This is a genomic window from Geopsychrobacter electrodiphilus DSM 16401, assembly GCF_000384395.1.
GTDB classification, from domain to species: domain Bacteria; phylum Desulfobacterota; class Desulfuromonadia; order Desulfuromonadales; family Geopsychrobacteraceae; genus Geopsychrobacter; species Geopsychrobacter electrodiphilus.
In genome coordinates this window covers 1,738,496-1,763,190 of the sequence record NZ_ARWE01000001.1, presented here as the reverse complement: position 1 = coordinate 1,763,190, position 24,695 = coordinate 1,738,496, and the positions used below count along the sequence as shown (strand labels likewise).

At 50.3% G+C, this 24,695-nt stretch carries 23 protein-coding genes and 1 tRNA gene; 8 read left to right on the top strand and 16 right to left on the bottom strand.

The annotated features are described in order from the left end of the window. Positions 1-53: 53 nt before the first annotated feature. The 4 genes from nifS to D888_RS24970 all read right to left on the bottom strand — a co-directional run bounded on the left by nifS (position 54) and on the right by D888_RS24970 (position 2,788). Complete coding sequence (gene nifS / locus D888_RS0108365; protein ID WP_020676100.1) at positions 54-1,214, bottom strand: cysteine desulfurase NifS; 1,161 nt, start codon at positions 1,212-1,214, stop codon at positions 54-56. A gap of 51 nt (positions 1,215-1,265) precedes the next feature. Beyond that, complete coding sequence (locus D888_RS0108360; protein ID WP_020676099.1) at positions 1,266-1,688, bottom strand: RrF2 family transcriptional regulator; 423 nt, start codon at positions 1,686-1,688, stop codon at positions 1,266-1,268. Continuing rightward, positions 1,685-2,380, bottom strand: coding sequence for a serine O-acetyltransferase (gene cysE, locus D888_RS0108355; RefSeq protein ID WP_020676098.1), 696 nt, complete (start codon positions 2,378-2,380; stop codon positions 1,685-1,687). The genes D888_RS0108360 and cysE overlap by 4 nt, the downstream gene beginning before the upstream one ends. 180 nt (positions 2,381-2,560) lie before the next feature. Beyond that, positions 2,561-2,788 carry a sensor histidine kinase gene (locus D888_RS24970; RefSeq protein WP_425402581.1) on the bottom strand — a complete coding sequence of 76 codons (228 nt, stop codon included), beginning with the start codon at positions 2,786-2,788 and terminating at the stop codon, positions 2,561-2,563. 490 nt (positions 2,789-3,278) lie between these two features. Between D888_RS24970 and D888_RS0108340 the strand changes: the two genes are divergently transcribed. Further along, positions 3,279-4,901, top strand: a complete 1,623-nt coding sequence (locus D888_RS0108340; RefSeq protein WP_020676095.1) for a fumarate hydratase — start codon at positions 3,279-3,281, stop codon at positions 4,899-4,901. Positions 4,902-4,975: 74 nt separating this feature from the next. Beyond that, positions 4,976-5,335 carry a VanZ family protein gene (locus tag D888_RS21100; protein WP_020676094.1) on the top strand — a complete coding sequence of 120 codons (360 nt, stop codon included), beginning with the start codon at positions 4,976-4,978 and terminating at the stop codon, positions 5,333-5,335. Here the strand turns inward: D888_RS21100 and D888_RS0108330 are convergent. From D888_RS0108330 to D888_RS23035, 5 genes are all read right to left on the bottom strand, one after another. Beyond that, positions 5,289-6,365, bottom strand: coding sequence for a M42 family metallopeptidase (locus D888_RS0108330; RefSeq protein ID WP_020676093.1), 1,077 nt, complete (start codon positions 6,363-6,365; stop codon positions 5,289-5,291). The genes D888_RS21100 and D888_RS0108330 overlap by 47 nt on opposite strands. Next, positions 6,355-7,011: a histidinol phosphate phosphatase domain-containing protein gene (locus D888_RS0108325; protein ID WP_020676092.1), complete on the bottom strand. Its 657-nt coding sequence runs from the start codon at positions 7,009-7,011 to the stop codon at positions 6,355-6,357. The genes D888_RS0108330 and D888_RS0108325 overlap by 11 nt, the downstream gene beginning before the upstream one ends. 26 nt (positions 7,012-7,037) lie before the next feature. Further along, on the bottom strand, positions 7,038-8,363 hold the full coding sequence (gene miaB, locus D888_RS0108320; protein WP_020676091.1) for a tRNA (N6-isopentenyl adenosine(37)-C2)-methylthiotransferase MiaB: 1,326 nt from the start codon (positions 8,361-8,363) through the stop codon (positions 7,038-7,040). Between the two features lie 61 nt (positions 8,364-8,424). Further along, positions 8,425-8,907, bottom strand: a complete 483-nt coding sequence (locus D888_RS0108315) for a hypothetical protein (protein WP_020676090.1) — start codon at positions 8,905-8,907, stop codon at positions 8,425-8,427. Further along, positions 8,907-10,190, bottom strand: coding sequence for a M48 family metalloprotease (locus tag D888_RS23035; protein WP_156826974.1), 1,284 nt, complete (start codon positions 10,188-10,190; stop codon positions 8,907-8,909). Before D888_RS23035 ends, D888_RS0108315 begins: the two co-directional genes overlap by 1 nt. Positions 10,191-10,356: 166 nt before the next feature. On the opposite strand from D888_RS23035, the gene amrA reads away from it, so the two are divergent. The 3 genes from amrA to D888_RS23595 are packed head-to-tail and all read left to right on the top strand — an operon-like array spanning position 10,357 to position 11,840. Beyond that, positions 10,357-10,926 carry an AmmeMemoRadiSam system protein A gene (gene amrA / locus D888_RS0108305; RefSeq protein ID WP_020676088.1) on the top strand — a complete coding sequence of 190 codons (570 nt, stop codon included), beginning with the start codon at positions 10,357-10,359 and terminating at the stop codon, positions 10,924-10,926. Further along, positions 10,919-11,659 (top strand): methylenetetrahydrofolate reductase, encoded by a 741-nt coding sequence (locus D888_RS0108300; protein WP_020676087.1) that lies wholly within the window; start codon positions 10,919-10,921, stop codon positions 11,657-11,659. The genes amrA and D888_RS0108300 overlap by 8 nt, the downstream gene beginning before the upstream one ends. Positions 11,660-11,681: 22 nt before the next feature. Then, on the top strand, positions 11,682-11,840 hold the full coding sequence (locus tag D888_RS23595) for a rubredoxin (protein WP_083928938.1): 159 nt from the start codon (positions 11,682-11,684) through the stop codon (positions 11,838-11,840). A gap of 153 nt (positions 11,841-11,993) precedes the next feature. On the opposite strand, the gene D888_RS0108295 is transcribed toward D888_RS23595, so the two are convergent. Together D888_RS0108295 and D888_RS0108290 are read right to left on the bottom strand one after the other, a co-directional pair. Next, positions 11,994-12,080, bottom strand: a tRNA-Leu gene (locus D888_RS0108295). 52 nt (positions 12,081-12,132) lie between these two features. After that, positions 12,133-13,824, bottom strand: a complete 1,692-nt coding sequence (locus D888_RS0108290; RefSeq protein ID WP_020676086.1) for an Rqc2 family fibronectin-binding protein — start codon at positions 13,822-13,824, stop codon at positions 12,133-12,135. A gap of 297 nt (positions 13,825-14,121) precedes the next feature. Here D888_RS0108290 and D888_RS0108285 point away from each other — a divergent pair, with 297 nt between their 5' ends. Beyond that, entirely contained in the window at positions 14,122-15,408 is a 1,287-nt protein-coding gene (locus D888_RS0108285) for an O-acetylhomoserine aminocarboxypropyltransferase/cysteine synthase family protein (protein WP_020676085.1), read from the top strand. A gap of 91 nt (positions 15,409-15,499) precedes the next feature. Here the strand turns inward: D888_RS0108285 and D888_RS23030 are convergent, their stop codons facing one another. The 5 genes from D888_RS23030 to D888_RS21085 all read right to left on the bottom strand — a co-directional run bounded on the left by D888_RS23030 (position 15,500) and on the right by D888_RS21085 (position 22,966). Beyond that, entirely contained in the window at positions 15,500-16,852 is a 1,353-nt protein-coding gene (locus D888_RS23030) for a tetratricopeptide repeat protein (RefSeq protein ID WP_020676084.1), read from the bottom strand. 125 nt (positions 16,853-16,977) lie between these two features. After that, positions 16,978-17,400, bottom strand: a complete 423-nt coding sequence (locus tag D888_RS0108275) for a hypothetical protein (RefSeq protein ID WP_020676083.1) — start codon at positions 17,398-17,400, stop codon at positions 16,978-16,980. 48 nt (positions 17,401-17,448) lie between these two features. After that, positions 17,449-18,891 carry a choice-of-anchor F family protein gene (locus D888_RS0108270; RefSeq protein WP_020676082.1) on the bottom strand — a complete coding sequence of 481 codons (1,443 nt, stop codon included), beginning with the start codon at positions 18,889-18,891 and terminating at the stop codon, positions 17,449-17,451. A 347-nt stretch (positions 18,892-19,238) separates the two neighbouring features. Then, a complete protein-coding gene (locus D888_RS0108265; protein WP_020676081.1) occupies positions 19,239-20,660 on the bottom strand; it encodes a sigma-54-dependent transcriptional regulator in 1,422 nt (473 codons plus the stop codon). Beyond that, a complete protein-coding gene (locus D888_RS21085; RefSeq protein ID WP_020676080.1) occupies positions 20,654-22,966 on the bottom strand; it encodes an ATP-binding protein in 2,313 nt (770 codons plus the stop codon). Before D888_RS21085 ends, D888_RS0108265 begins: the two co-directional genes overlap by 7 nt. Positions 22,967-23,125: 159 nt before the next feature. Between D888_RS21085 and D888_RS0108255 the strand changes: the two genes are divergently transcribed. After that, positions 23,126-24,091 (top strand): IS30 family transposase, encoded by a 966-nt coding sequence (locus D888_RS0108255; RefSeq protein ID WP_020675961.1) that lies wholly within the window; start codon positions 23,126-23,128, stop codon positions 24,089-24,091. Between the two features lie 123 nt (positions 24,092-24,214). After that, complete coding sequence (locus tag D888_RS0108250; protein WP_020676079.1) at positions 24,215-24,688, top strand: tRNA (cytidine(34)-2'-O)-methyltransferase; 474 nt, start codon at positions 24,215-24,217, stop codon at positions 24,686-24,688. Positions 24,689-24,695: the final 7 nt, after the last annotated feature.

Here is a 24,695-nt window from a genome sequence, read left to right as displayed (position 1 = left end):
TTAAAGATGAACAAACTGTATCTAACTATATGTTTTATAGCTATATTACTATCTTAAATAAGGGGGCTCATCTTGCGCAACCGCTGAACGATGGGCGGAAGTTGTTCCAGAACATAATCAACCTCAGCCTCGGTGTTTTCCAAACCGAAACTAAACCTGAGGCTTGACTGTGCCAGGGTCGGATCAACCCCTAGCGCCGCAATAACATGTGATGGCTCGAGAGTCCCCGAGCTACAGGCAGAGCCGGAGGAGACCGCAATCCCTTTAAGGTCGAGGTTCAGAAGCAAAGATTCCCCGGCGACACCTGCAAAACTGAGATTGAGCGTATTTGGTAAACGCTGACGCCGATCCACCGAACCATTTAAGTGAATCCCGGTCAGAGCAGAAAAAAGTCCGTCTTCCAGCCGATCACGCAAACGCTTGAGCTGGTCAATGCTCTGATCCAGATCCCGCGAGACGATCTCACTCGCCGCTCCAAGCCCGATAATCCCGGCGACATTGGAGGTTCCACCGCGTCGATGACGTTCCTGATGCCCGCCATGAATCAAAGCCTCAAGCCGGGTTTCAGCTCGAACGTAGAGTGCGCCGACCCCCTTGGGTGCGCCGAATTTATGCCCTGAAATAGCAGCGAGATCAAGCCCGGCGGCCTTCACATCCAGGGCAGTTCGCCCGACCGCCTGCACCATATCAGAATGAAAGCAGATGTTGTGGCGGCGGGCGATTTCACCGATTTTGGCAATCGGGAACAGGTTGCCTGTTTCATTGTTGGCCCACATCACCGAAATAAGCACGGTCTGAGCGGTGATTGACTCTTCCAGAAGATCAAGGTTCAGGGCCCCTTCACTGTCCACCGGCAGATAACTAACCCGCCAGCCCTGACGTTCAAGAAAGCGACAACTTTCAAGCACGGCGGGGTGCTCGACGACCGTCGTAATAATATGCCGCCCTCGGTCCTGATGCGCGAGAGCCGTCCCTTTGATCGCCAAATTATCGGCTTCGCTGCCGCAAGAAGTGAAAACGATCTCGTTAGGTGAAGCATTAATCAGGGCGGCAACCCGTTCCCGTGCCGTTTCAAGCGCACCACTTACGGCACGACCCGCCCAGTGAACACTCGAAGGATTACCAAAGTGCTGTGAAAAAAAGGGCAGCATCTGGGCCAAAACTGCAGGAGAAACCGGGGTAGTGGCATTGTGATCAAGGTATATCTGGTTCACGGTCAGACTGAATCCTTAAATTTAGGGAGCAGTTGAAAGAGAATCCTCAACTCAACGGTCGAGACGTTTACGTCCTTCAACGGCAAGATCTTCGAGGGTTTTGGAGGCGAGAAAGGTCCGTATCTGCTCACCCAGGCCTTGCCAGATGGCGTGAGTTACGCACTGTGAGTCGCAACCGCAGGTTCCGTCCTCATCCATACAGGAAACCGGCACCAATGTCTCTTCAACCGTATCGATAATCTGGTCGACCCGGATATCTGCCGCCGGGCGGGCAAGCACATACCCCCCTCCCGGACCACGGCTGCTCTGAACAATCTCCCCGCGCCGCAGTTTTACGAAAAGCTGTTCGAGGTAGGTCAGTGAAATATTTTCCCAAGCCGAAATAGATTTAATCGAAACCGGTGTTCCATCCCCGTTTATGGCAAGGCTCACCAATGCGCGGACCGCATATTGTGCCTTGGTTGATAGCCTCATTCTTCGACCGCTTCTGGCTGGCGCAGAACTTCAAGTTCTGTCTGCAGGCGATGTTGCTCAGACGTCAGCGATGCGACCTTGGCTTCAAGGCTGTGGAGTTGATCCAGCATGCAGCTGACCGCTTTGGCCACTGGATCAGGTAAATCTCCGTGTTGCAGATCGACCCCGGCTGGTTTCTCCCCGGAAGCGACCATGCGGCCGGGGACGCCAACAACCGTGGCGTTTTTGGGAACCTCTTTAACGACCACTGAATTAGAACCAATTTTGGCGTTATCACCAACCTTGAAAGGACCAAGAATCTTTGCACCCGAACCGACTACAACATTATTGCCCAGGGTCGGATGCCGCTTTTCTTTGGCCCAGGAGGTCCCACCAAGGGTAACTTGATGGTAGAGCGTGCAGTTATCGCCAATTTCAGCCGTTTCACCGATGACAACCCCCATGCCATGGTCAATAAAGAATCCGTGACCGATCAGCGCCCCCGGATGAATCTCAATGCCGGTAAAAAATCGCCCGAGATGAGAAATAAACCGTCCTAAAAGAAAAAACTTATGTGTCCAGAGCTTGTGGGAAAGACGATAAAAAAGCATCGCGTGAAACCCTGGGTAGCAGAGTACTATTTCAAAAACATTGCGCACTGCAGGGTCACGCTCAAAAACCGCTTTCAGATCCTCTTTAACGTTAGAAAACATAGCTGTCCTTTCACCGAACCGATTTCAAAGATGGTTATTCATACACTCCCAAAAATTGCGTAACGGTTAGCATACCTGAGTATTATTGTCAATTATAACGGGGTTACCCTGGACGCGTATTAAAGAAACCAAACGCTGGAGGAATGGAACCTGGCGGCGATGGACAGGTTAGTCAGGAAGTTAAGTCAACGAACCCTGGTCGGCAAACAAATGGTGAGGCGTATCCCCTTGGCCAATGACGTTTTCGACCCAGATGCGCCAATGATATGCTTCTACAATCCGTTGACAGATGGAAAGGCCGAATCCGCTGCCAGACTGATCATCAGGGCTACGACCATGGCTGAATTCTTCGAACAGTCGTGGCAGTAAATTTGCAGAAATCCCGGGGCCCGTATCAGTAACCGACAAGATCAATGTCGGCGCTTGATGCCATGACGGAGCCGACTCTATTGTCCTCGCGCACCATGGTGATTGAGCAACAATGAACCTCCATAACCTGCCTGATCGCCGCAACAACTCTTTGCACAACCTGCGAAGTATCAAGGTCAGAATTTAGCAGATTTAAGATCCTCGCCAGGAAAGGGTCTTCAGCCTGGAACAGCTTTTCGACAGGTAATTTGTTACAGGTCTCGCATGACCTTATCATATATATTATTATCAGCTGGTTGCTGCTCAGGAACGCCCAAGGATACTGCTTAAGCAGGTGGGCCTCGGAGTTAATTCGCTACTGGCGGCATTATATAATGTCAAAACTGATCCCCAACAGGTTGGATCAAAGCAGCTAAAATATGCTGACCTTCTATCGACAAGTGTATACAATATACATATAATGCAAATCTGTTTTAGCGCTGTTTGCTTTTATTCATAATGACCTTTCATTCGATAAGGAGTCAGAATTATGCCCGATTTCTTCTACCAGGAGCCATTCCCCCTGGCTAAAGACAAGACCCGTTACTACAAAATTGAAGGTTCTGAAAAGTTTGTCAGTGTCGCTGACTTTGATGGCAAGGAAATTCTCAAGGTGGCACCCGAAGCCTTGACTGTTCTGAGCAATACGGCAATGCGTGATGTGTCCTATCTTTTGCGCCCAGAGCACAATGAAAGTGTCGCCAGAATTTTACAAGATCCTGAAGCTTCCAATAATGACAAGGGGGTCGCCATGGCCTTCCTGCGCAATGCGATGGTCGCCGCCCAGTTCGAATTACCGACCTGCCAGGATACCGGGACCGCCACCATAGTTGCAAAGAAGGGCCAACAGGTCTGGACAGGAGCGAACGACGAAGAGATGCTCTCGAAAGGTGTTTATCAGACCTATACCGAGAACAGCCTGCGTTACAGTCAGACAGTGGCACTCGACATGTACACAGAAGTGAATACCGGGACCAACCTGCCGGCTCAGATTGATCTTTATGCCACCGAAGGTGACGCCTACAAATTTCTATTTGTCGCCAAGGGCGGCGGCAGCGCTAATAAAACGATGCTCTATCAAGAAACCAAAGCGTTGCTGAACCCGGCAACCCTAGAAAAATTCCTGATCGAAAAAATGAAATATCTCGGCACGGCGGCCTGCCCTCCCTATCATATTGCGTTTGTCATCGGCGGGACTTCGGCCGACGCCTGCATGAAGACCGTCAAACTCGCCACCGCCAAATATCTCGACGGCCTGCCGACCGAGGGCAATAAACATGGTCAGGCCTTTCGCGACATTGCACTTGAAGCCAAAATTCTTGAGGCCGCTCACAAGCTCGGGATCGGCGCTCAGTTCGGCGGCAAATACTTTGCGCACGATGTACGCATCGTCCGCCTGCCCCGACACGGTGCTTCTTGCCCCGTCGGTATGGCGGTCTCCTGTTCGGCCGACCGTAACATCAAAGCCAAAATCACGCGTGAGGGTTTATTTGTCGAAGAGATGGACAAGAATCCGGGTCGTCTGCTTCCTGAAGAGATGCGTCTTGCCAAACATGAACATGGCACCAAAATCGATTTGAATCAGCCAATGGGTGAGATCCTTGCGCAGCTGACCAAACTCAAGTGCGGAGACGCCCTGCTTCTTAACGGCACTATCGTTGTCGGCCGCGACATTGCCCACGCCAAATTTAAGGAGATTCTTGACGCTGGCAAACCCCTCCCCGACTACCTGAAGAAACACCCGATCTATTATGCCGGACCGGCTAAAACTCCTGCAGGACGGCCCTCTGGCTCATTTGGACCAACCACCGCGGGTCGGATGGACAGCTACGTCGGACTGTTACAGGAAAATGGCGGGTCAATGGTCATGATCGCCAAAGGTAACCGCAGTCAGCAGGTTACAGATGCCTGCAAGAAATTCGGCGGGTTTTATCTCGGGTCCATCGGTGGCCCCGCGGCTTTGTTAGCCGATGAAAATATCAAAAAAGTCGAATGTCTTGATTTCCCCGAACTGGGAATGGAGGCTGTCTGGAAGATCGACGTCGTTAACTTTCCTGCGTTCGTTCTGGTTGACGATAAAGGAAATGACTTTTTCAAGCAGCTCGGGCTATAACAGGTTACGAACCCTCTTTATAAAGAAAGCCCCCGGCCATTCAGCCGGGGGCTTTTGTGAATTTAACGACACCTATGAAAAAAATCTATCACTTCCAATTCTGGGGTTTTCTGCTCTTCTGCAGTTATCTGGGGCTGATTCCATCCCTGCCCCAGGCCCTTGAGGGATATTCAGACAAAGCCCTGCACAGCCTTGGATATCTGGCCTTGTTCCTCTCCTGCTCGCTGGCGTACCACCAAAGATTTTCCTGGAAGCTTATTTTTGCGGCGCTGCTCGGTTATTCAGTGATGATCGAAGTCATTCAACATTTCATTCCCCACCGCCAATTTTCCCTGCTCGACATTCTGGCCAATGCTTTCGGCTTGACCCTTGGATTGGGACTCAGCTTTATTCTAGGCAAAGTGGCAAAAAAGACTGGTTTTTTTCGAGCCTGAGGACAAAGGCCGTCAACAATCTGCTGGCAGCCTGCAAGTCACTTTCGGCAAGCAATTCTACGGGTGTGTGCATATAACGCAGCGGAATACCGAGCAGGGCCGTAGCGACTCCCCCACGGGAGAGTTGCAAGGCATTGGCATCGGTCCCGGTAGCCCGCGGCGCACCAATTATCTGCAACGGAATCTGCTCTTTTGCGGCGGTTTCAACCAGCAGATTAAAGAGCACCGGATTAATATTCGCCCCACGGGAGAGCACCGGCCCCTTTCCAACCTGAACCCGGCCAATTCCTCGGGCTTCAACATCGGGGGTATCAGTAGCATGGGTAACCTCGACAACTATTGCCAAATCTGGATTTACCCCATAACCACTGGTAGTTCCTCCTCGCAGGCCGACTTCCTCCTGCACGGTACTCACACAGATTAACTCAGCTTCAGCGCCGCCAGCGGCCTTAACTCCTGCCAAAACCTGGGTTACAATAAAAACCCCCATCTTGTCATCAAGAGCCCTGGAGGTCAGGCGTCCGTTCTGTAAGCGCTCAAGTCCGACTGAAAAAGTAATTGGATCGCCAATTTGCACCAGCTTCTCAACCTCCTCGCGGCTGCTGCATCCGATATCAATATACTGATCCTTCAGTTTAATGACCGTATCTCGATCCTTGGTTTCGATCAGATGGATCGCCTTTTTACCGATGATTCCTTTTACTGGACCGTTTTTTGTTTGAATGTTAATCCGCTGCCCGGGAGACAGATGAGGATCAACGCCGCCGATGGCGCCAAAATAGATAAAGCCTTCATCGGTGACGTACTGCGCCATGAAGCCGATTTCATCACAATGACCAGCCAACATCACGCGTGGCCCACCGCGGCCCTCAAGTGTTGCCATTAAATTTCCCATGACATCGGAGGTCATCTGATCCGCCAGCGGGGCTAAATAGTGCTGAATTACTCTTTGCGCCGGAGTTTCAAAGCCTGAGGGGCTCGGGGCCTCAACTAACTCTTTTAACAGCTTAAATTCTGTATCAGGCAGCATGTTGGCCTCGTTTGACCAGCTCAAGAGAGTTTATTTGCGCCTGTTCAAACTGGGCAACTGTCATCCCTGCACCCAAGGCGATCTTACGCGCCAGTTCAAGTGAGACCAGGTCGCCTGGAGCGTGGGCGTCATTATTGATAACAAGTCGCGCCCCATACTGAAGGGCGAGCTTAGCGACATGCCCGTTGGTCAGCGAATGGCCCTTCCGGGTTGTAATCTCGAGGAAAACACCTCGGTCCGCAGCCAGCTGCACATCTTCAGCAGTGATCAGCCCGGGATGAGCCAGGATGTCGACTCCGGCCTCAATCGCAGCGCGGTTGGTCCCTTCAATCACCGGCTCGACAATGGTTTCACCATGAACAGAGATGATCTGTGCACCATGGTCGCGGCCCATTTTCACAACATCTGCAATCATCTTCGGCGGCACGTGAGTCAATTCTGCTCCGGCCAGCAGGATTAAGCCATTGGCCGCGCCGAGTTCGTCAACCACAGGCCGCAGGCGAGTCAGGAGTGAACAGATGTTGCTCTGATCGGCGTGATCCGTGATCGCGAGGGCACGATACCCGGCAACCGCCGCGCGACGCACCAGCTCGGCAGGCCCGAGTTCACCGTCACTAAAAAATGTATGGGAGTGCAGATCGATCATGGTCAATCTCCATAGTTAAAATGTGATTACCCGGGCAATAACTCACCCAGGCTTGAATTACGAAACACCTTGGTAATTTTAACGGTTACGGTTTGACCAAGAAGCTCCGGCGAGCCGGCAAAATTGACGATCCTGTTCCAGGTTGAGCGCCCGAACATCTGACCTTCCCCTTGTCGGCTTTCCCCTTCAACCAAAACAGACACACTGCGGCCCAAATCTGAAGCCCAGATGCGGCGGCTGTTCTCCTGTTGGAGCGCGAGGAGTCGATCAAATTGTTGCTGTTTCACCCGCGCACCGACCTTGTCCTCCAGTTCTGCCGCCGCAGTTCCGCTGCGCCTGGAATAAAGAAAGGTGAACGCGTCAGCATAACCAACCTCGGTCACCAGATCGAGAGTCTGCTGAAAATCTTCTTCTGTCTCACCTGGAAACCCGACTATAACATCGGTGGTCAAACGGATATCAGGGCAGGCCAGTTTCAACTTTTTAACTGTTTCAAGATACTCTTCGCGTGTATAGCCACGATTCATCTGCTTCAGAATTTCGTTGGAACCACATTGTACCGGGAGATGCAGATGGTGACACAAATTCTCCAACTCGGCAAAACAGGCAATCAACTCGTCCGAAAGATCCTTGGGATGACTGGTGGTAAAGCGCAAACGTGACAGGCCTCTGATCGCAGCGACCTTGCGCACCAATTGAGCAAAATTGAGTTCACCCGGCTCTTTATTCCCGTAAGAGTTAACATTTTGTCCCAAGAGCGTCACTTCGCGCACACCTTGCGCGACCAATAATTCAACTTCAGCCAGAATATCTTTACTGGGTCGACTGATTTCACGGCCGCGCACATGCGGAACGATGCAGTACGAGCAGAAATTATCGCAACCCTGCATTACCGTAACAAAACGGGTGACGCCATCAAGTTCACTGCGCTGCGGAAAGAGATTAAGCCGGGTTTCGCGATCAAGAAAGCCGGTGACGCTCAGCCGTCGATGTCCGGCTTCGGCCTGCTGCACAAGTTCTGGCAGGCGGTGCACATTGTGCGTCCCGAAGACCAGGTCGAGATAAGGGACTTCGGCAAGCATCTTCTCCCCTTCCTGCTCGGCGACGCAGCCGCCGACGCCGATAATCAGTTCGGGGCGCGCATCCTTGATCGGCTTGAATCGGCCCAGATGGCCATAAACCTTGCGCTCTGCTTTATCGCGCACACTACAGGTGTTGAGCAGCACCAGATCGGCAGCTTCAGCTGAGTTAACGCGTTGATAACCAATTTCGACCAACATGCTGACGATCCGTTCGGAATCGACCACATTCATCTGACAGCCGAAAGTTTCAAGGTAAAAGCATTTTTGCATGATGACACATCCTGCCAGTAGGGTTAAAATTGGCGCATAGTACCTTTGAGGGGGACGGCCGTCAAACCTTGAGATTTGGGCAGTGCTGCGTCAGCAGTGCGAGAAGCATATCGGGATACTCTATGCAGTGGAGGACAATTGCCTTCCCCTGATTGTTCTCCACCCGAAAACTGGCCAGCTGTGCGCCAAACTTCCTGGTTTTAAGACCTTCGATGTCGATAAGTCTGACACTCCGGGTGTTGGAAAAAATTATTCGCGTCTCGGTTAATTGATAAAAAATTTTGGCCCAGCGCCAGCGCGCGACAGGAATCTGTAGCGGCCCCAAAATAAAACTGACCAGAAGAAGAGGGATTGGCAGCATCACCAGCCAGAAGGGATAACCATCCCCTCTCAGCTGAAGCGCGAGCATCAGCCAGAAGCTGCTGATCAGAAACAGGGCGCTCCCGGCGAGAGCTTGTTTCCAGAGTCGAAAGGTGTAACAACGTGGCGCCGGGCGTCCCTGCCAAAGAACTTTTTCGTCTGTATCGATTCTGTGCTGACCCATTACTTTTCCATCTGTTTCAATTTTGCCGCGGCACTTAAACCCAGCTTCCCCGTAGCATCCGCCTCGGCGACCGCCGCATAGAGCTTGCTGGAGCCCTGTTTATCGCCCACCAGCTCGCGCACTTCCGCGAGCAGATACGCCCCTTCAATGGTCGGCAACAGTTGATATCCGGCCTCAAGGTCCTCCAGGGCCTGCCAATATTGATGCTTCTGTCGATATATGTAGCCGAGGGCCAGCCGCGACTGATAATAATCGGCCTGAAGATTTACCGCTTTAATCAGATAACGCCTTGCCGGAATCAGATCATCGCTGCGGAGATAGGCCAAGCCCAGACTGCATAAAATGGCAGGCTCATCTGGAGCTTCCATTAAAGCCTGATGATAGACCTTAATCGCCTCTGAACGTTCACCCTGTCGCTCTAATTGTCGCGCCTGGTCAAAAAGATCAAAACCTTGTCTGGTGCGAATTAACCTGTCGAAGGCTAAAGAAAACACCGCCCTATCCCCGACACCACCGACGATTTGCGGATATTTTTGTTGGATATCATGACGATTTTCAGTAATCCGCCGAGTCGAAAGGGGGTGGTCAAGTATCAGTCCATTCAGCCTTTGTGATTTAGCAGCCTGTCCAGCAGAATGAAAAATATCTTCCTCCACAAATGCCGCGCTGACGGGGGCATAACCGGCTCTGACCATCAAATCAATCCCGAGTCGATCAGCTTCAAGCTCCTGATCTATGGAATAAGGCTTTACAGACAGGCTGGCCGCATCATCACTAAGCGCATTGGTCATCTCCGGGGTGTTTGCAGAACCTGACCAACCTTTCATTCGACCTGCAGAGTGCCCCGCCGTGACATGACCAATTTCATGACTCAGAATGGCCGCGAGCTGCGTTTCATTCCCAAGATTGACCAATAAACCGCGCGACAGGGCGATATACCCGCCCGGCAGATCGAATGCAGTGGGAGTTGAATCGTTATTGACTGCGAACTGGAACTTAATGTCGGTCCGTTGACTCAATTTAGCCAGTCTTTGCCCAACAGTATTAACGAAATTGGTCAGGATGGGGTCACCGAAACGGCCTCCTCCCTTCTGAAGCATTCGCTCAAAGGCCAGTTGTTCTAATGCGACGTCCTCGCCCGAAATAATTCCATCCCCACCTGGCACAGGCTCTGTAGGGGGAGAAAATGCGCATCCTGAGACAAGGGCAAGAGTTAGCAAAAAAACAAAAACGCTGGGCCAGCAACCTAAGCGTACCAAAAGTGAAGATGAACTATTTTTCAAGAGTGAATCCCTCTAAATACAAGGTTAGGGTTAAAAATATCGTCTGCTTAGCAGAGAACGGCTATAGACTGACCTGGATAATTCCTTGCCAGTCTTACCCTTAAGCTTCTATTATCGCAGAGTATAGACCAAACTGGCCAGCGCGATTCACAAAGAGACTTCTGCTATGCTGCTTGACAAAAAATCAGGTGAAATATTGCTGAAGGTTGCGCGTGATGCAATCGATGCCCGTCTCAGCAAAAAACCCCTCCCCAGCGTAAATTTGACCGGGGAGCTCCTGAACCAGGCCGTTGGATGCTTTGTAACGATCACAATCAACGATTGCCTGCGGGGCTGCATCGGCCATTTTGTCAGCGAGAAACCGATTTACATTGAAGTCGCCGAGATGGCGGTGGCCGCAGCGACGGCGGACCCACGCTTTCACCCGATGGGAGCGGCAGACATTGCACATTACAAACTCGAAATATCTATACTTTCCCCGCTCGAAAAGATTGCAGATACCACCCTTATTAACGTCGGCACACATGGCATCTACCTCACTAACGGCTACAGCCGCGGGGTCCTTCTGCCACAGGTTGCCCTGGAACATAAATGGGATCGCCTGACCTTTCTCAAACAGACCTGTATTAAGGCCGGATTACCGCAGAACGCCTGGCAATCCCCGCAAACCGAAATCTATATTTTTTCCGCTCAAATTATTTCTGAAAACGACAATCAGGAAAGCAGGCATGACTGAAATATCACTGGAGCTCGTCCCCAGAACCGCCGAAGCGCTCTGTAAAGAGCTGGCCCTGGTCAAGCAACATCTACCCGTCATCGACCGGATCAATATCCCGGATATTCTGCGTTTTGATCTGCGCAGCTGGGAAGGATGCCGTTTGGCTGCTGAAAATTTCTCTCACACTATTCCGCATCTGCGGGCGATCGATTTTGATCTGTCAAAGCCCCTGCCCATCCTGAATGATTTAACCGGAAAAGGGATTGAGGCGGTGCTGGTAATAACCGGGGATCCCCCACAAGACATGTCCCGGCGCAGCTACCGCACCAGCTGCATCGATTTCATCTCGCGCCTTAAACGCGACCTGCCGTCGCTCAAGATTTATGCCGGAATCGACCCGTACCGTAGCGGAATTAAAGCTGAAATTGATTATGTTCGGACAAAAATTGATGCTGGCGCCGATGGTTTTTTCACACAGCCGTTTTTCGATCTGCGGCTGATGGATCTTTATCGCGATCAACTTCCAGAGATTGAGGTCTGGTGGGGCGTTTCACCAGTCATGAGCTTAAATAGCCAGCACTACTGGGAGAACAAAAACAATGCAGTTTTCCCCCCCGATTTTAAACCAACCCTCGAATGGAACCGACATTTCGCCATTGATGCGCTGAATTTTGTCCGCAATGGGAAAGGAAACATCTACTTCATGCCGATCAGAACCGATATCCAGAAGTATCTGGGTGGCCTTCTATAACAAATTTCAACACGGAGAAACCATGCGTTACATCTGTACAAACTGCGGATATACCTACGACCCGGCGATCGGAGACCCGTCAGCGAATATTCCGCCAGGCACTCGATTCGAGGATCTGCCCCAAGACTGGTGCTGTCCGCTCTGTTATCTAGGCAAAGACGTTTTCGATCCCCTCGACTAGAAAACCTGACCAATTGCGGGATCAGACTTTTTTTATGAGGTTCCGCCGGAGAGATTCACCTTTTTCCGTGCGGGCGGCCCTTCCTGAGCTGGATCTCTTATCAGCAGAAACAAAAAAGCCCGACCACTTTCGTGATCGGGCTTTGATCTTGTTTGGTGCCGCGGGGGAGACTCGAACTCCCACTTCCTTGCGAAAACTGGTCCCTGAAACCAGCGTGTCTACCAATTCCACCACCGCGGCTTGAAGCGAGCATGTTTATACCAAAGGGATTTTCCGATTGCAACAAAAAATTCTAGTTATCTAGCGGATTTTCATCAGTTCTCACCCGCAGTGGAAAGACCCGCAAGGTTCGATGTTCGGTGAGGGTAACCAACCCCGGTTTAGCCCCCTTGGGCCGTTTGACATGGCGGCCCTCGGTGACGATAACGTCAACCCTGGGTTCATCTTTTCCCCGACTAAAACCCGCAGCAATGCGCGCGGCATATTCAATGTCTGCGGCGGAGAAATCACCCTTGATCCCATCCCGTTTCAAGACCAGATGGCAACCCGGCATCTGGTAGGCGTGAAACCACAGATCATCAGCTGCGGTCATATGCGCGGACAAATGATCGTTGCTCCGGTTATTCCGTCCCCAGAAGATTCTTAAACCACCCGGCGACAGGGTCTGGTTGAGGCGTGGTTCAGCGCTGACCTTGCGACGGCTGACCGGTTCACTTTTTTTAACTGAAATCAAGCCGGCGGCCAGCAACTCTAGCCCGACTTCAATTACATCACTGGCTTCCTGCGCCTCATCAAGCGCCAACAATAAGGATTCAAGCCACTCCAGTTCTTCAGCGGTTTCCTGCTGACGTCGCTCAACGTGGTCAACCCCGCGCTTCTCCTTTTTGTAACGTTTAAAAAGACGGGCCGCATTCTCCTGCGGGTTGAGCTCGGCCTGCAGTTCAATGGTTACCGCTTGTGGAGGATCAACACCCCAGTCTGTTACCTCAACCGATCGCATCCCCTTTTTTACAAGAGGCAAATTGGCGAGGAGCAGCTCGCCCTGATGACGACGCTCGGTAAAACTTTCGCTCTTTTGCTGCTCTACCACAATATTTTTTTGGCGTTTTTGCAGCCGCGAAATTTGAGTTTTAACAATGTGACGAAACCTGGCGCGCTCACCAATTTCAGAGACAACTTCTTCAGAAGGAGAAAAACACTGATCGAGAAATTGAGACAAACCATCGGTGGCGGATTTTAATACCCGCGCCCCAACGCCTGAATAGGCAACCAGACGCGGTTGACTTTCAGATTCGATCAGAGACACCTGGCCTCTCTGCCGTAGCCAATCCTCCTTAAATTGCGAAAAGACCTTGAGAATATCCGATTTTTGGTGAACTGCCGCTCCAAGCACGGCAGCTTGCCCTTTTGACATGGGAGAGACCTCCTGCATCAGCCATTGCTCAAGCTGTGGCGCATCATACAGGTTCTCCGGAGGGACGAGATTCGGGTCAGCAAGATTCAGTCGAACAGTCTGGGTTAAGGGGATATAGGGCTCACCACGTCGTAACAGGCGATCTCCAACCATTTGCGGTTTATGCAGGGCGTCGATCAACAAGTCGGCAGCATCAAACAGATAAAGATTGCCCCTGTTTCCGATCAGTTCACAGACCAGTCGGTAACGCTGATCGACACCATCAAAGCAGAGTTCAACCACTCGCTCGTAGCCGAGCAGTCTAATCGTTTCAAGACGCTTCAGCCGTGAACGAAGTAATTGGCAGAACCGCGGGGGCTGGAAAGGGTTATTGAACTCCTGTCGGGTCAGATGAAGCCGGGACTCGGACCCGACCTGCAGCAGAAGTTTCAGCGTCTGCCTGCCATTCCAGAGGCGTAGCACCAGACTGTCGTCACCGGGTTGATGAACCTTGGCCAGACTGGCGCCTGAAAGTTTAGCTCTCAGTTCCGCAACAATGAGTTCAAGCAGGAAATAATCAATTTTCAGCATAATCAACATTCTCGTACAGCGAGCGGACAACTGCAATCAAACAGTCACTGAGGCTATGTTAGCCAGGGCGGTTCTGGTATGATTCGATTTCATAAAAACTGCAACGCTTTTCTTGTTCGTTGAGTTAGAAACATAGATTTTCCCCAGAGAGAAATCAGGACAGACATTTTTACACAGGACTTGTATCAAAGGGCTTGCACAATGATCGGCTGGCTGGTATAGATGTTTAAAATCTATTCTTGAGTGTTCTGCTTGTTTACATAGAATAATATTACCCCACGCAAAGGAGTCAAACAAATGTCTGAGGAAATCAAATATCAGGATGGCACTCTTACCCTGCATGCTGGTCAGATCCCTGACCCGACCACCAACTCGCGCGCCGTGCCAATCTACCAGACAACATCTTATACCTTTAATTCGGCAGAACATGCGGCCAACCTTTTTTCTTTGAAAGAGATGGGGAATATCTACACCCGCTTGATGAATCCGACGACAGATGTGCTTGAGAAGCGCCTGGCCGAACTTGATGGTGGTGTCGGCGCCCTGGCCCTGGCCTCCGGATCTTCGGCGATCGCTCTGGCTATTTTAAATCTGGCCAAGTGCGGGGATAATATTATCGCCGGCAACAATCTCTACGGTGGCACCTACAACCTGTTTCACCACACCTTCAAACGGATGGGGATCACGGTTAAATTTGTCGACACCTCGGATCTGGCGAAAGTCTCAGCAGCGATCGATGAAAACACCAAGGCGGTCTACACCGAAACCATCGGTAACCCCAAAAACAATGTCGATGATTTTGAGGCCCTCGCTAAGCTTGCCCACGACAACAAGCTGCCGTTCATTGTCGACAATACCGTCGCGACACCAATGCTGTTCAAGCCGATTGAGCACGGCGCAGATATCGTCTGTTATTCGCTCACCAAATTTATCGGCGGTCACGGCACCAGTATCGGTGGCGCGGTGGTCGACAGTGGAAACTTCGACTGGTCAAGCGGTCGCTTTGACGAATACACCACGCCCGATCCGAGCTATCACGGGCTGGTTTATCACGAAGCACTCGGCAATCTGGCCTACATCCTCAAGATGCGCCTCACCCTGCTGCGCGACCTGGGCCCCTGCTTGTCGCCGACCAACGCCTTCTATTTCCTGCAAGGTCTCGAGACCCTGCACGTGCGTATGCCGCGTCACTGTGAGAACGCCCTTAAGGTTGCTCAGTTTCTCGAAAAGCACCCTCAGGTCGCCTGGGTAAACTATCCAGGTCTGGAGAGCCACAAGGATTACAAAAACGCCCAGCGCTACCTGCCCAAAGGCCAGGGGGCGATCATCGGGTTCGGGATTAAGGGAGGCGCAGCAGCAGGGACGAAATTCATCGACAATGTCAAACTTGCCAGCCACCTGGCAAATATCGGTGACGCCAAGACTCTGGTCATCCACCCGGCTTCGACGACTCACCAGCAACTAAACGCAGCTGAGCAGGAAGCGGCAGGCGTAACGTCAGATTACATCCGCATCTCGGTGGGAATCGAAGATATAAAGGACATTATCGCTGATTTGGATCAGGCACTAACGGCCGCCAGCTAAAAAATGCCCCTGTTTTCACAGGTGACAAATTACATCAGATAGGTATTACCGGGGTTCCGACAGTCAGACTGTCGGAACCCTTTTTTATAGCCTATTTGACATTGAGCGTTAACGCCATCACCGCCGCTGAACCGGCATGGCCAGAGATCTCCAGTTGCCGATTCAAATACAGAATCGCTTTTTGATACCTGAGAACGCCAGGACGTATCTGCGCAGCACGTTGATATTCCTTCGATGCTTTGCTTAAGTTACCAGTTTTTTCTTCTGCCCTGCCGAGCCAATAGGCCGCCGAGGCACTATCGGGAAACCTTTGGGCATTAAGTCTGGCAATGTCCAGACTTCCTCGCAAATGATCAGCGGCGCGGTCCTTATCTTTCATCAGTTCATAGGTTTCCACCAGGGACAGGTGGGACCCAACACTCAATGGCTCACTGGCCAGAAAATCAATATCCGCTTGCTCTGCTTTAGTGAGAAAAAATAAGGCCGCCTGTTCATCTTTCAGATTGGAGTAGCAGATGAACAGATTCCGCAGGATTGCAGCCTTTTGAGGTTCATTGGCGGATGCCAGCAGATAGAGTTGCGCTGCACTCTCCCATTGTTCAAAACGCTTGTAACGGTCGGCAAACTTTTCCAATCCCTTTAAATAGCGGGAATCGATTTTTCCCCCCAAGTCTGACGAATAGCTGGCAGCAGAAGTTGCAAAGGCGAGTAAGGTGACCGTAAGGGCCAGTGTTGTGGTTTGGTAGGCGAGTCGTTTCGATTCAATCATTTTCCAGCGGTTGATATCTTTCAGAGCCTGCGGATTACGTAAAGCCAGCAGGTAATTGGCTGCCATGATTGCCAGCGCCAAAGGGATCAGAATCTCGGCGATCTCGGCTTCATTGAAGCTGATGAACCCGAGCTCAAGATAGGCACTTAAAACAAAAAACGGCCAAAGATAAAGCGGTGGGTGCGCTAACCCTTTTTTGTCGAACCAGAGGGCGATTTTCCAGCGGGCTGCCACAAGCAAAGGGTAGAGCAGGCCATAAACAACCAGACCCAAAGCGATCAGGTATTCGAGTGTCTGTTTCAATGTCGTTGTAATGGGCCCGGTGAAAAAATTATGCAGGTTGGTTTCGTTTTGCAGATTGTGTGTTTTAAAAAACTCAGGAGTCGTCAGGTTGAAGATTCTTTGCCCCCAGGAGATCTCCTCGCCGACGACATAGAAACAGGCCAGAGCCAGAATCGCGAAGAAGAGTCGGTAACTCGATTTGTAGCAGGCTACACGGATGGAAAGAAGCATGGTTGCTGCAAAGAGAAAAACCTGGGCCCACTCCCCAACCATATCTTCATAGGTTGCAACGATATAAGCCAAAGGAAACTGTGCCGCCATGAGAAAATAGCCACCGCCAATGGCGAAAAAGAATCCCCAGGCTACAAGCTTATGCGTGTTCTCCTGTTTCATGGCGACCTCTAGAAGACGGGTTGTATAATACGACTAAATCGAAAGGGACTTGTGTTGCACTATCGTCACGATAACGGCTGCCGAAATCACCCGGCAGCCGTTTTTTTTTCGTTACAGCTTAGATATTAGTAATGACCATGACCACCATCACTATCACCACCACCATCGTCACTGTCGTCGCTGTCGCTGTCGTGGTAGTCATGATAATCAACCATCGTGATTTCTGCGTTCGGGCAGTCACCGTTCACTTCAACTTTGGCCTGCCAGTAGACGCCGGTGGCGTAGGCCGGAGCGTTCCAGGCGTACTCAATTGCGGTGGTGCGCCCTTCACCTAGCCAAGCTTCCTTGCAAAGCTGGCCAACTTTGACATTGGCATCATCGTAGCCGGTCATTTTGACAGCAGCACGAACGCTGTCGTGACTGTTGTTCTGAACCGAAGCTTTGACTGTTGCAGCCTGGTTGATTTGGACCTGAGCGCCCGCGTGAGCCATTGTGACGCTGACAAAGGCAAAGAGCATTGCCATTAAAATAAGTTTCGTTGTTCTCATTTTATCCTCCAGATATCTTATCCAGTTTATGTTCGTTAACTTGATCGCTTACTTTACGACCGTGGTCGGCGCATCGATAGAGACAATGAAGTCAGCAGGTCCATCAGTACCCGGCTCAGTTGTTGCCGTGGCAAGGTCAAAGGTCGGGGTCATCCGGATGGTGAAGCTGGCGTTGCCATCAGTATCAGCGGTCGGCCAGTTGGCAGCGTTACCAACAGCGATATATGCGTTGATATTGACGTTAGCAAAATCGTCGATGTTGCCAGGAATCCAGAGTGAATCAGCAGCCCAGGCGGCGAGTGTTGCGCTGTCAATCTCAGTCCGGTTAAGATCGCGGTTTGTTGGATCAATGCCGTACGAAGTTGGAATAGTATAGGTGCCGTCAGCGTTTTGAACCGGAACGTAGGACGAACGATAAGTCACCCAGGTACCATCGCAACCGGCATTCGTGTTTACGGGGTCGGCCTGACCTGCGGCTGCGTCAAATGCGCCTTCGCAGGATGCAACCAGAGCGTTGTCGGTATAAACGATGCCATCCATATCGAAGTAGTAAGCGCCCTTCGGCTGTTGGGAAGGCATCCACTCGCCGAACAGGTCAGTGTGAACAGGGGCCATACCGGTGGTGCGAATGAAGGTTTCCCCAGCTTCCACGCCGAAACTAGCGCGGACGTTGGGGTTGAAGTATCCAGAGGCGGTGTGGTGCTTGTCTGGAGCGCCGAACAGGCCGTGAGCCAGCAGCGAGTCGAGTTCACCCTGGTTGGCCATGGTGCTCGGAGTCGGGGCATCGTTGCTGTGCTTGGTACCGTTCTTCAGGGTAAAGGCCAAACCTTGGCCAGGCTGCGCTTCGGTGAAGACACCGTTGACGGTAAAACCGAGTTGCTGAGTATAGCCGCTGACGCGATGACCAGTCTGGTTGCCATACTTCTGCAGGAGCCGGTAGATATCATCTGCGCCGTTGGCGCTGACAGTGAAGTCCAGATCGATAGGTGCGTCGATCATGTAGCTGACAACTTTGAAACGCTTGCTCGATTGAAAAGGATCAGAACACTGCTTTTTATCAACGCCCCACCAGTCGCTCATCTGGGTCGCGGTTGGAGTGGAATCAGGGTTCCAGCCAGCGGACATGATGCAGTTGATGTGAGTAGTATCATCGTCAGTCACGATGCTCAGGCCAGGGCCTTGAGTGTCGCGCTCTTTCCAGGTCATGGCACCGTTCGGCAGGTAGTTGATGCCGCCGGCGTATTTAGAGTAGCCACTCGGCATGAATCCGCCGGTGGCGACGGCGCCGGTGTTGGGATCAAGCAGCGAACCAGGCTCGATGTAGTTGTACTGGTCGAAGACCAATCCTGGGTTGGCCACGTTGGTGGGAGCCATTGGGGTGACGTTGGACTGATCCCATTCCGTAATCACAGCGGCCTGGGAGATTCCAGCTGTCACCATGAGGACCGCCAGGGCCCAGATTAGTTTGGTGAACCTTTTACGATTTTCCATTTGCTTGCCTCCTGATTTGTCTCTTTCCAAATTGAGAACCGCACCTTCGCAGTTGGGCTGACCATCAGCCCATCAAATGCCACATCAAGCATGTTACATGTGATATCCATCGTGGCAGTTACAGGTCATGGGTAATAGCAATGGAGGTGCCAAGGACAATCAAATCCTCATAACTCACACAACACCCTGGTTTTACGTTATTTTTGTCAATATTAACCATCACAAACGTTAATTATGCCCGCAACCAGGGTTACGGGCATAATGGTGATTCTAATGAATAGATTGCAGAAAGTGCAGTATGGCGGGGATGCAACTCTGGTTGTCAAACGCAACCAAAGTTGCGCGGTTTATGTTGGCTGGAATTCGAAGGGATGCTTTTTTAGTCGCTTACTCAGACCCTGGCGAGAGATCCCAAGGAGATTTGCAGCAACAGTAATATTTCCACCAGCACGCCGCATCGCCTCTTTGACTGCCTGCACTCCGATCTCCTCAAGAGTCGGCAGAATTTTAGGAAATGAAACCTCCTGGATACCTGCTCGCGAGAGAGACTTTTCGATCCTGTCTTGACCTATGGCACTTTTAAAATGCTCAAACGACAGCTTATGGGATTTATGTAAACCGATAGCATTAAACACAATCGCTCTCAATTCACGCACATTCCCCGGGAAATGATAGCTGGCGAGTAAGCCTGAAAGTTCCCGAGGGACTGCAGGCTGTGGTTTATTGAAATTCTTCGCAGCTTCTTCAAAAAATGTTTCCAGAAGCAACGGCAGATCCTCTTTGCGATCACGCAATGCCGGGATTTCAAGATGATGTGCCATAAGTCGATAATACAAATCTTTGCGGAAATATCCCTCCTGATGGCTGATGGCCAAATCATGATTTGTGGCAAAAATAAAGGAACATTTTGCCATTCTTGGCGTATCGCTTCCCAACGGGAAATACTCCCTTTCCTGCAACAGTCTTAACAATTTAATTTGTGAAGGAAGGCTGAGATCGCCAATTTCATCGAGGAACAGTGTTCCGTCCGCCGCTTTTTCGACCATCCCCGGGCGATCTTTTTCCGCCCCGGTAAATGCCCCCCGCATATGACCGAACAGGGTATCGCTAAAGTGCTCATCATCCAGGCCGGCGACATTCACCGAAACCAGCGTGCCCTCTGGACAATGGGACTGATGGATCGCACGCGCGAATAATTCCTTGCCGACGCCACTTTCTCCAGTAATCAAGAGTGGCTCACTGGTTCCTGCAATCGCCTCGATATACTGAAAAAGTGCACGCATTTTATGACTGCGGGTTTGAAAACGGCTGAAAATATCCGGATTTTCAAGTGGGTCGAGAAATCTGCGTTTGAGCCGAAGATTTTCTTGTTGCAGCTCCCGCATGGCGAATGCCCGTTGGATGCCGTTCAACAACCGTTCCTTATCAACCGTTTTGACAAAATAGTCAAAGGCCCCCTTTCGCATACATTTGACCGCCGTCTCAACCTGATTCATGCCACTCAGTATAATGACCGGGATGTGGGGGTATTCCTTGCTGATCATGGTCAGCAGGTCTTCACCAGAGATATAGGGCATAGTTAGATCGAGCAGGATCATACTGATATCATTGGACGCCAAAATTGACATGACCTCGCGGATGTCGCTGCACTTTATAAAATTACTGATTCCTGCCATTTCTTTGAGTGTCAGACCAAGGCTCCTAAGCCAGGGCTTTTCATCATCAACCAGCAGTATCGGCAACGCCGGATAGAGCGAATCTTTTAGCATTTTGCCTCCTGTCCCTGTACCGGGATTGAAACTGTCGCTGTCGTCCCCGCTCCTGGTAGCGAACTGAAAACCAACGAGCCTCCATGTTCTTGAACAATACGGGACGTTACTGATAGTCCGAGCCCGGTCCCTCCTTGCTCACGCTTGGTCGTGAAAAATGGATCAGTAATATGTGGCAAAACATCAGGGTTAATTCCGGACCCTTCATCCTGAACAATCAAGCAGTTCCGTTTCGTTTCGGGATCATAGAAGGTGCTGAGTTTAAGACTGGCATTTTTGTTTTTCAGAGACTGACAGGAATTGACAATCAAGTTAATAACAACCTGTTCAACACGTTGAAAGTTGCCACAGACTATCGGCAGATCCGAAGTATAATTCGTTTGAAAATTATCTGTTGAATTCTTGATTGTATTATTGACCAAACGCACAGCTGCCTGTACGGCTTCATTAAAGTCAACGTTTTCAGTAAGATCTGCCGTATCGTTGCGGGCAAAATCTTTCAGATCATGAACAATGTTTTTTATATGACTGGCGCTATCGAGCATTTCCTTAAACAGAAACGGCAACTCCTGACTCATCTCAGAGTAGTTCAATGAACCAAGGAGAAAGTCCCCTTCCCGTACAAAATGATCCATTAAAATTGGTGCCGCAGCAGCATATGTCTTTTGAATCAGTTCAGCATTCAGTAAAATCAGAGCATTTGGATTATTAATTTCATGTGCCACACCAGCAGCCAACTCTCCTAATGAAGCGAGACGGCTGTTTTGCATACCTTCTTCTCTGAGTCGATTCTTTTCGGTAATATCACTGGCTAACACAATAACATTAGCCACTTCACCAATTTCATTTCGGATAGGGAAAGCCTTAACTTCCAATATTCGATTATCTGGTGTTGTGATAGCGGCTTCGCTGGCCCGACCGCTTTCAAAGGCAAGAGTTGCAGGACAATTGTCACAAATTTCAGCCCGGTTATAGAGCATCTCACAACAATATTTGCCCGGAACGGTGCCAGGCCTGTTGTTGAATTGGTCGGTTCCGGCCCCCTTATTTGACCAGATCACCATCATCTCGCGTGAAATCAGCGTTAAGCCCTCAGGAATGCCATCCAGAATGATCTGAAATTGCTGATTCAAGTATTTGTACTGTTGTTTGCTTTCAAGGGTACGAGCCTCAGCTTTACGTCTTTGCAGTATGTTATTGATAAGAAAAGATATGACGGCCAATGCCACTACAAATCCAAAAATAATTGCCCAGAACAATTTTGGCGGCAACATGGAAAACTGTTGGGGCTGATTGATCAGTCTGGCGCCTTTTGGCAAACTCGAAAACTTAATATTAAATCGTTTCAACTGGATATAGTCGAATGCAGGCACAGGTTTATCGGGTAAAACAACAAAACCCTTTTCAGGGACATTGCCGGATAAAATCTCCACCGCAAGTTTCGCTGCAAGTTGGCCCTGAATAAAAGGACTAACCAATGGACCACCGATGATTCCATGACCAAGGCAGAGGTCGCAGCCTCCATAAAGGGCGACGGGACTGTTGTTTCTCAGGATACTGTTTCTGGCATTAGCATTAATGAGTTGCCCCGAGCTATCGATAACCTGCCCATTAATAAAAATAACCTGTCCCGACTTTAAATTTTCGATTTTAATGCCAAGTTCATCTGCAGGGATATCGTCCCAATAGGTAAAGGTGAGGGTTCCCGTATAACTCAACGCCGCCTCTTTAAACATATCTGAACTGATACGCCCGGAAAGATCACGTCGGTTTCCAATAACAACAACCTCTCTCGTATCTGGTTGTAGAGAAATAATTGTATTCAATAATTCGTGGTAATCAGGACTCTCAACAACTCCCGTGATAATTGCTCCATCCTGATAAAGTTCTGGAAGAATTTTTTCGATACCGCAGAAAACGATTGGAGTTGCAGCGAAAAGATCTCTTTTGTGTTCAATAACAAAATTTAATGCCTCATTGTCAGAGACAAGAATAAGGTCAAATTTTTTGTTTTTCAATTTATAATGCAGGATAGAATCAAGAACATGGGTGAAATATTCAGGATCAGGCTGGCGTTTTGTGTCGAGATATTCGACATGTAAGTGGATCGGATCTTCAGAATTGGCAAGGACTTTCTGCATCCCTTTCATGGTTTCATCGGTCCATGGGAAACCAGGATGATAAGAATGAAGAATCAGAATTTCCCTGATCTGTGCGGACTCACCAACTGTCGAAGTTGCTGTAAGCAGTAGAACAGCAAAAAAGAACAACGCAATTGATCTAATCTTGACCAGCGGCACAGTCATTAGCAATTCCCCCCGTGGCAAAAAAATATTGCGCGAATTTTACGACTTATTGATTACCCGGATTCAAGTTGTAAGTGCAACTCTAATAGTTTGGTTTGAAGGATAAGCTGCGGTAGGCTCACGGCTTCTTTCACCGACCAAAGTTAGAGGAGCGCGATGATGCACTACACACAGCTTACCCGAGAAGAAAGATATCAGATTTCCGCCTTGAAAACAGCCGGTCAATCGAAGGCGCAAATGGCCAAGGTTCTTGGCCGCCATAAATCCACCATTGGCCGGGAGATGGCACGCAATTGTGGGTTGAGAGGCTACAGACCCAAGCAGGCTGATGGTCTTGCTGTAAGTCGTCGTCAGGAAAAGGTCACTTGCCGTATCACTCGCGAGTCCTGGGCGCGCGTCGAGCAGTTGACCCGCGAATACTGGAGTCCAGAGCAGGTCAGCTATTGGCTGCGGCAGGAAGAATGTCTCCATGTTAGTCCCGAGTGGATTTATCAATATGTTCTTCGTGACAAGCGGGCTGGTGGTGACATCTACCGATATCTGCGCTGTCAGAAACAACGTAAAAAGCGTTACGGTGCGCCAGATCGTCGTGGCCAGCTCAAAGGGCGCGTTTCGATCGACGAACGACCAGAGGTGGTCAACGAACGGAGTCGAGTCGGTGATTGGGAAGCCGATACGGTCATTGGCAAACAAGGCAGCGCTGTTTTGGTCACCCTCGTGGAACGCAAGACCCGTTGGAGCATGATTGGCAAGGCACCCGATCGGACAGCAAAAAAGGTTCGGGCTGTCATAGTGAAACGATTACTACCGCTGGCCTCACACGTGAAAACGTTGACTTACGACAACGGGAAAGAGTTTGCCTTGCATCTGGACATTGACGAGATGCTTCAGTCTAGCGGTTATTTTGCGCACCCTTATCATTCGTGGGAACGCGGCTTAAACGAGAACACCAATGGCCTTATTCGCCAGTTCTTCCCAAAAGGCAAGGATCTCGCTGAAGTGACTGACGAAGAGATTCAGAGAGTGATGAACAAACTCAACAACCGCCCCAGAAAATGCCTTGGATTTAAAACCCCCAATCAGGTATTTTTTGGAATCAATCCACCGGTTGCACTAGCGAATTGAATCCGCCTTATTAAATAAATCTGTTATTTCACGTTCCCTTTGGGGTGTAAAACCATCTTGGAATTGAAGAGGCCAGAATCTCATATGTTTAGGTAAAATGATTTTATGATATAGTCCCTATCCATGAAAAATATCCCCTTCCATATTGTCCTGATCGAACCTGAGATCCCACCCAACACTGGAAATATCGGCCGACTCTGCGCCGCCACCGGAACCTTTTTGCATCTGGTTGGTAAGCTCGGCTTCTCGCTTGATGACAAACATCTCAAGCGGGCCGGTCTTGATTACTGGCCTGAAGTCAAACTGCAACGCTGGGAGACATTGACCGAACTGCAACTGCAGTTCCCCGAAGGACGCTTCTGGTACATGTCGAAGAAGGCAGCAAAAAACTACACTCAGGTCGCCTTTACGGAGGGTGATTTTCTGGTTTTCGGCAAGGAAACCAAGGGATTGCCAGAGGAATTGCTGAACACAGCGGGAGAGATGGCGCTCAGAATTCCGATCTTCTCGAAGACCGTCCGCAGTTTAAACCTGGCAAACTCAGCATCGATAATCCTCTATGAGGGATTGCGCCAGACGGGACAACTTGAGGGATAGTAAACCC

Excerpts from the sequence above, each read along its gene's own strand:
- D888_RS0108270 (WP_020676082.1), bottom strand. The coding sequence starts at position 18,891 with ATGGAAAATCGTAAAAGGTTCACCAAACTAATCTGGGCCCTGGCGGTC.
- D888_RS0108265 (WP_020676081.1), bottom strand. The coding sequence starts at position 20,660 with ATGCTAAAAGATTCGCTCTATCCGGCGTTGCCGATACTGCTGGTTGAT.
- D888_RS21100 (WP_020676094.1), top strand. The coding sequence starts at position 4,976 with ATGAAAAAAATCTATCACTTCCAATTCTGGGGTTTTCTGCTCTTCTGC.
- D888_RS23595 (WP_083928938.1), top strand. The coding sequence starts at position 11,682 with ATGCGTTACATCTGTACAAACTGCGGATATACCTACGACCCGGCGATC.
- D888_RS23030 (WP_020676084.1), bottom strand. The coding sequence starts at position 16,852 with ATGAAACAGGAGAACACGCATAAGCTTGTAGCCTGGGGATTCTTTTTC.
- miaB (WP_020676091.1), bottom strand. The coding sequence starts at position 8,363 with ATGCAAAAATGCTTTTACCTTGAAACTTTCGGCTGTCAGATGAATGTG.
- D888_RS0108325 (WP_020676092.1), bottom strand. The coding sequence starts at position 7,011 with ATGATCGATCTGCACTCCCATACATTTTTTAGTGACGGTGAACTCGGG.
- D888_RS0108360 (WP_020676099.1), bottom strand. The coding sequence starts at position 1,688 with ATGAGGCTATCAACCAAGGCACAATATGCGGTCCGCGCATTGGTGAGC.
- amrA (WP_020676088.1), top strand. The coding sequence starts at position 10,357 with ATGCTGCTTGACAAAAAATCAGGTGAAATATTGCTGAAGGTTGCGCGT.
- D888_RS0108315 (WP_020676090.1), bottom strand. The coding sequence starts at position 8,907 with ATGGGTCAGCACAGAATCGATACAGACGAAAAAGTTCTTTGGCAGGGA.
- D888_RS0108340 (WP_020676095.1), top strand. The coding sequence starts at position 3,279 with ATGCCCGATTTCTTCTACCAGGAGCCATTCCCCCTGGCTAAAGACAAG.
- D888_RS0108250 (WP_020676079.1), top strand. The coding sequence starts at position 24,215 with ATGAAAAATATCCCCTTCCATATTGTCCTGATCGAACCTGAGATCCCA.
- cysE (WP_020676098.1), bottom strand. The coding sequence starts at position 2,380 with ATGTTTTCTAACGTTAAAGAGGATCTGAAAGCGGTTTTTGAGCGTGAC.
- D888_RS0108290 (WP_020676086.1), bottom strand. The coding sequence starts at position 13,824 with ATGCTGAAAATTGATTATTTCCTGCTTGAACTCATTGTTGCGGAACTG.
- D888_RS0108300 (WP_020676087.1), top strand. The coding sequence starts at position 10,919 with ATGACTGAAATATCACTGGAGCTCGTCCCCAGAACCGCCGAAGCGCTC.
- D888_RS0108255 (WP_020675961.1), top strand. The coding sequence starts at position 23,126 with ATGCACTACACACAGCTTACCCGAGAAGAAAGATATCAGATTTCCGCC.
- D888_RS21085 (WP_020676080.1), bottom strand. The coding sequence starts at position 22,966 with ATGACTGTGCCGCTGGTCAAGATTAGATCAATTGCGTTGTTCTTTTTT.
- D888_RS0108275 (WP_020676083.1), bottom strand. The coding sequence starts at position 17,400 with ATGAGAACAACGAAACTTATTTTAATGGCAATGCTCTTTGCCTTTGTC.
- D888_RS0108285 (WP_020676085.1), top strand. The coding sequence starts at position 14,122 with ATGTCTGAGGAAATCAAATATCAGGATGGCACTCTTACCCTGCATGCT.
- D888_RS0108330 (WP_020676093.1), bottom strand. The coding sequence starts at position 6,365 with ATGCTGCCTGATACAGAATTTAAGCTGTTAAAAGAGTTAGTTGAGGCC.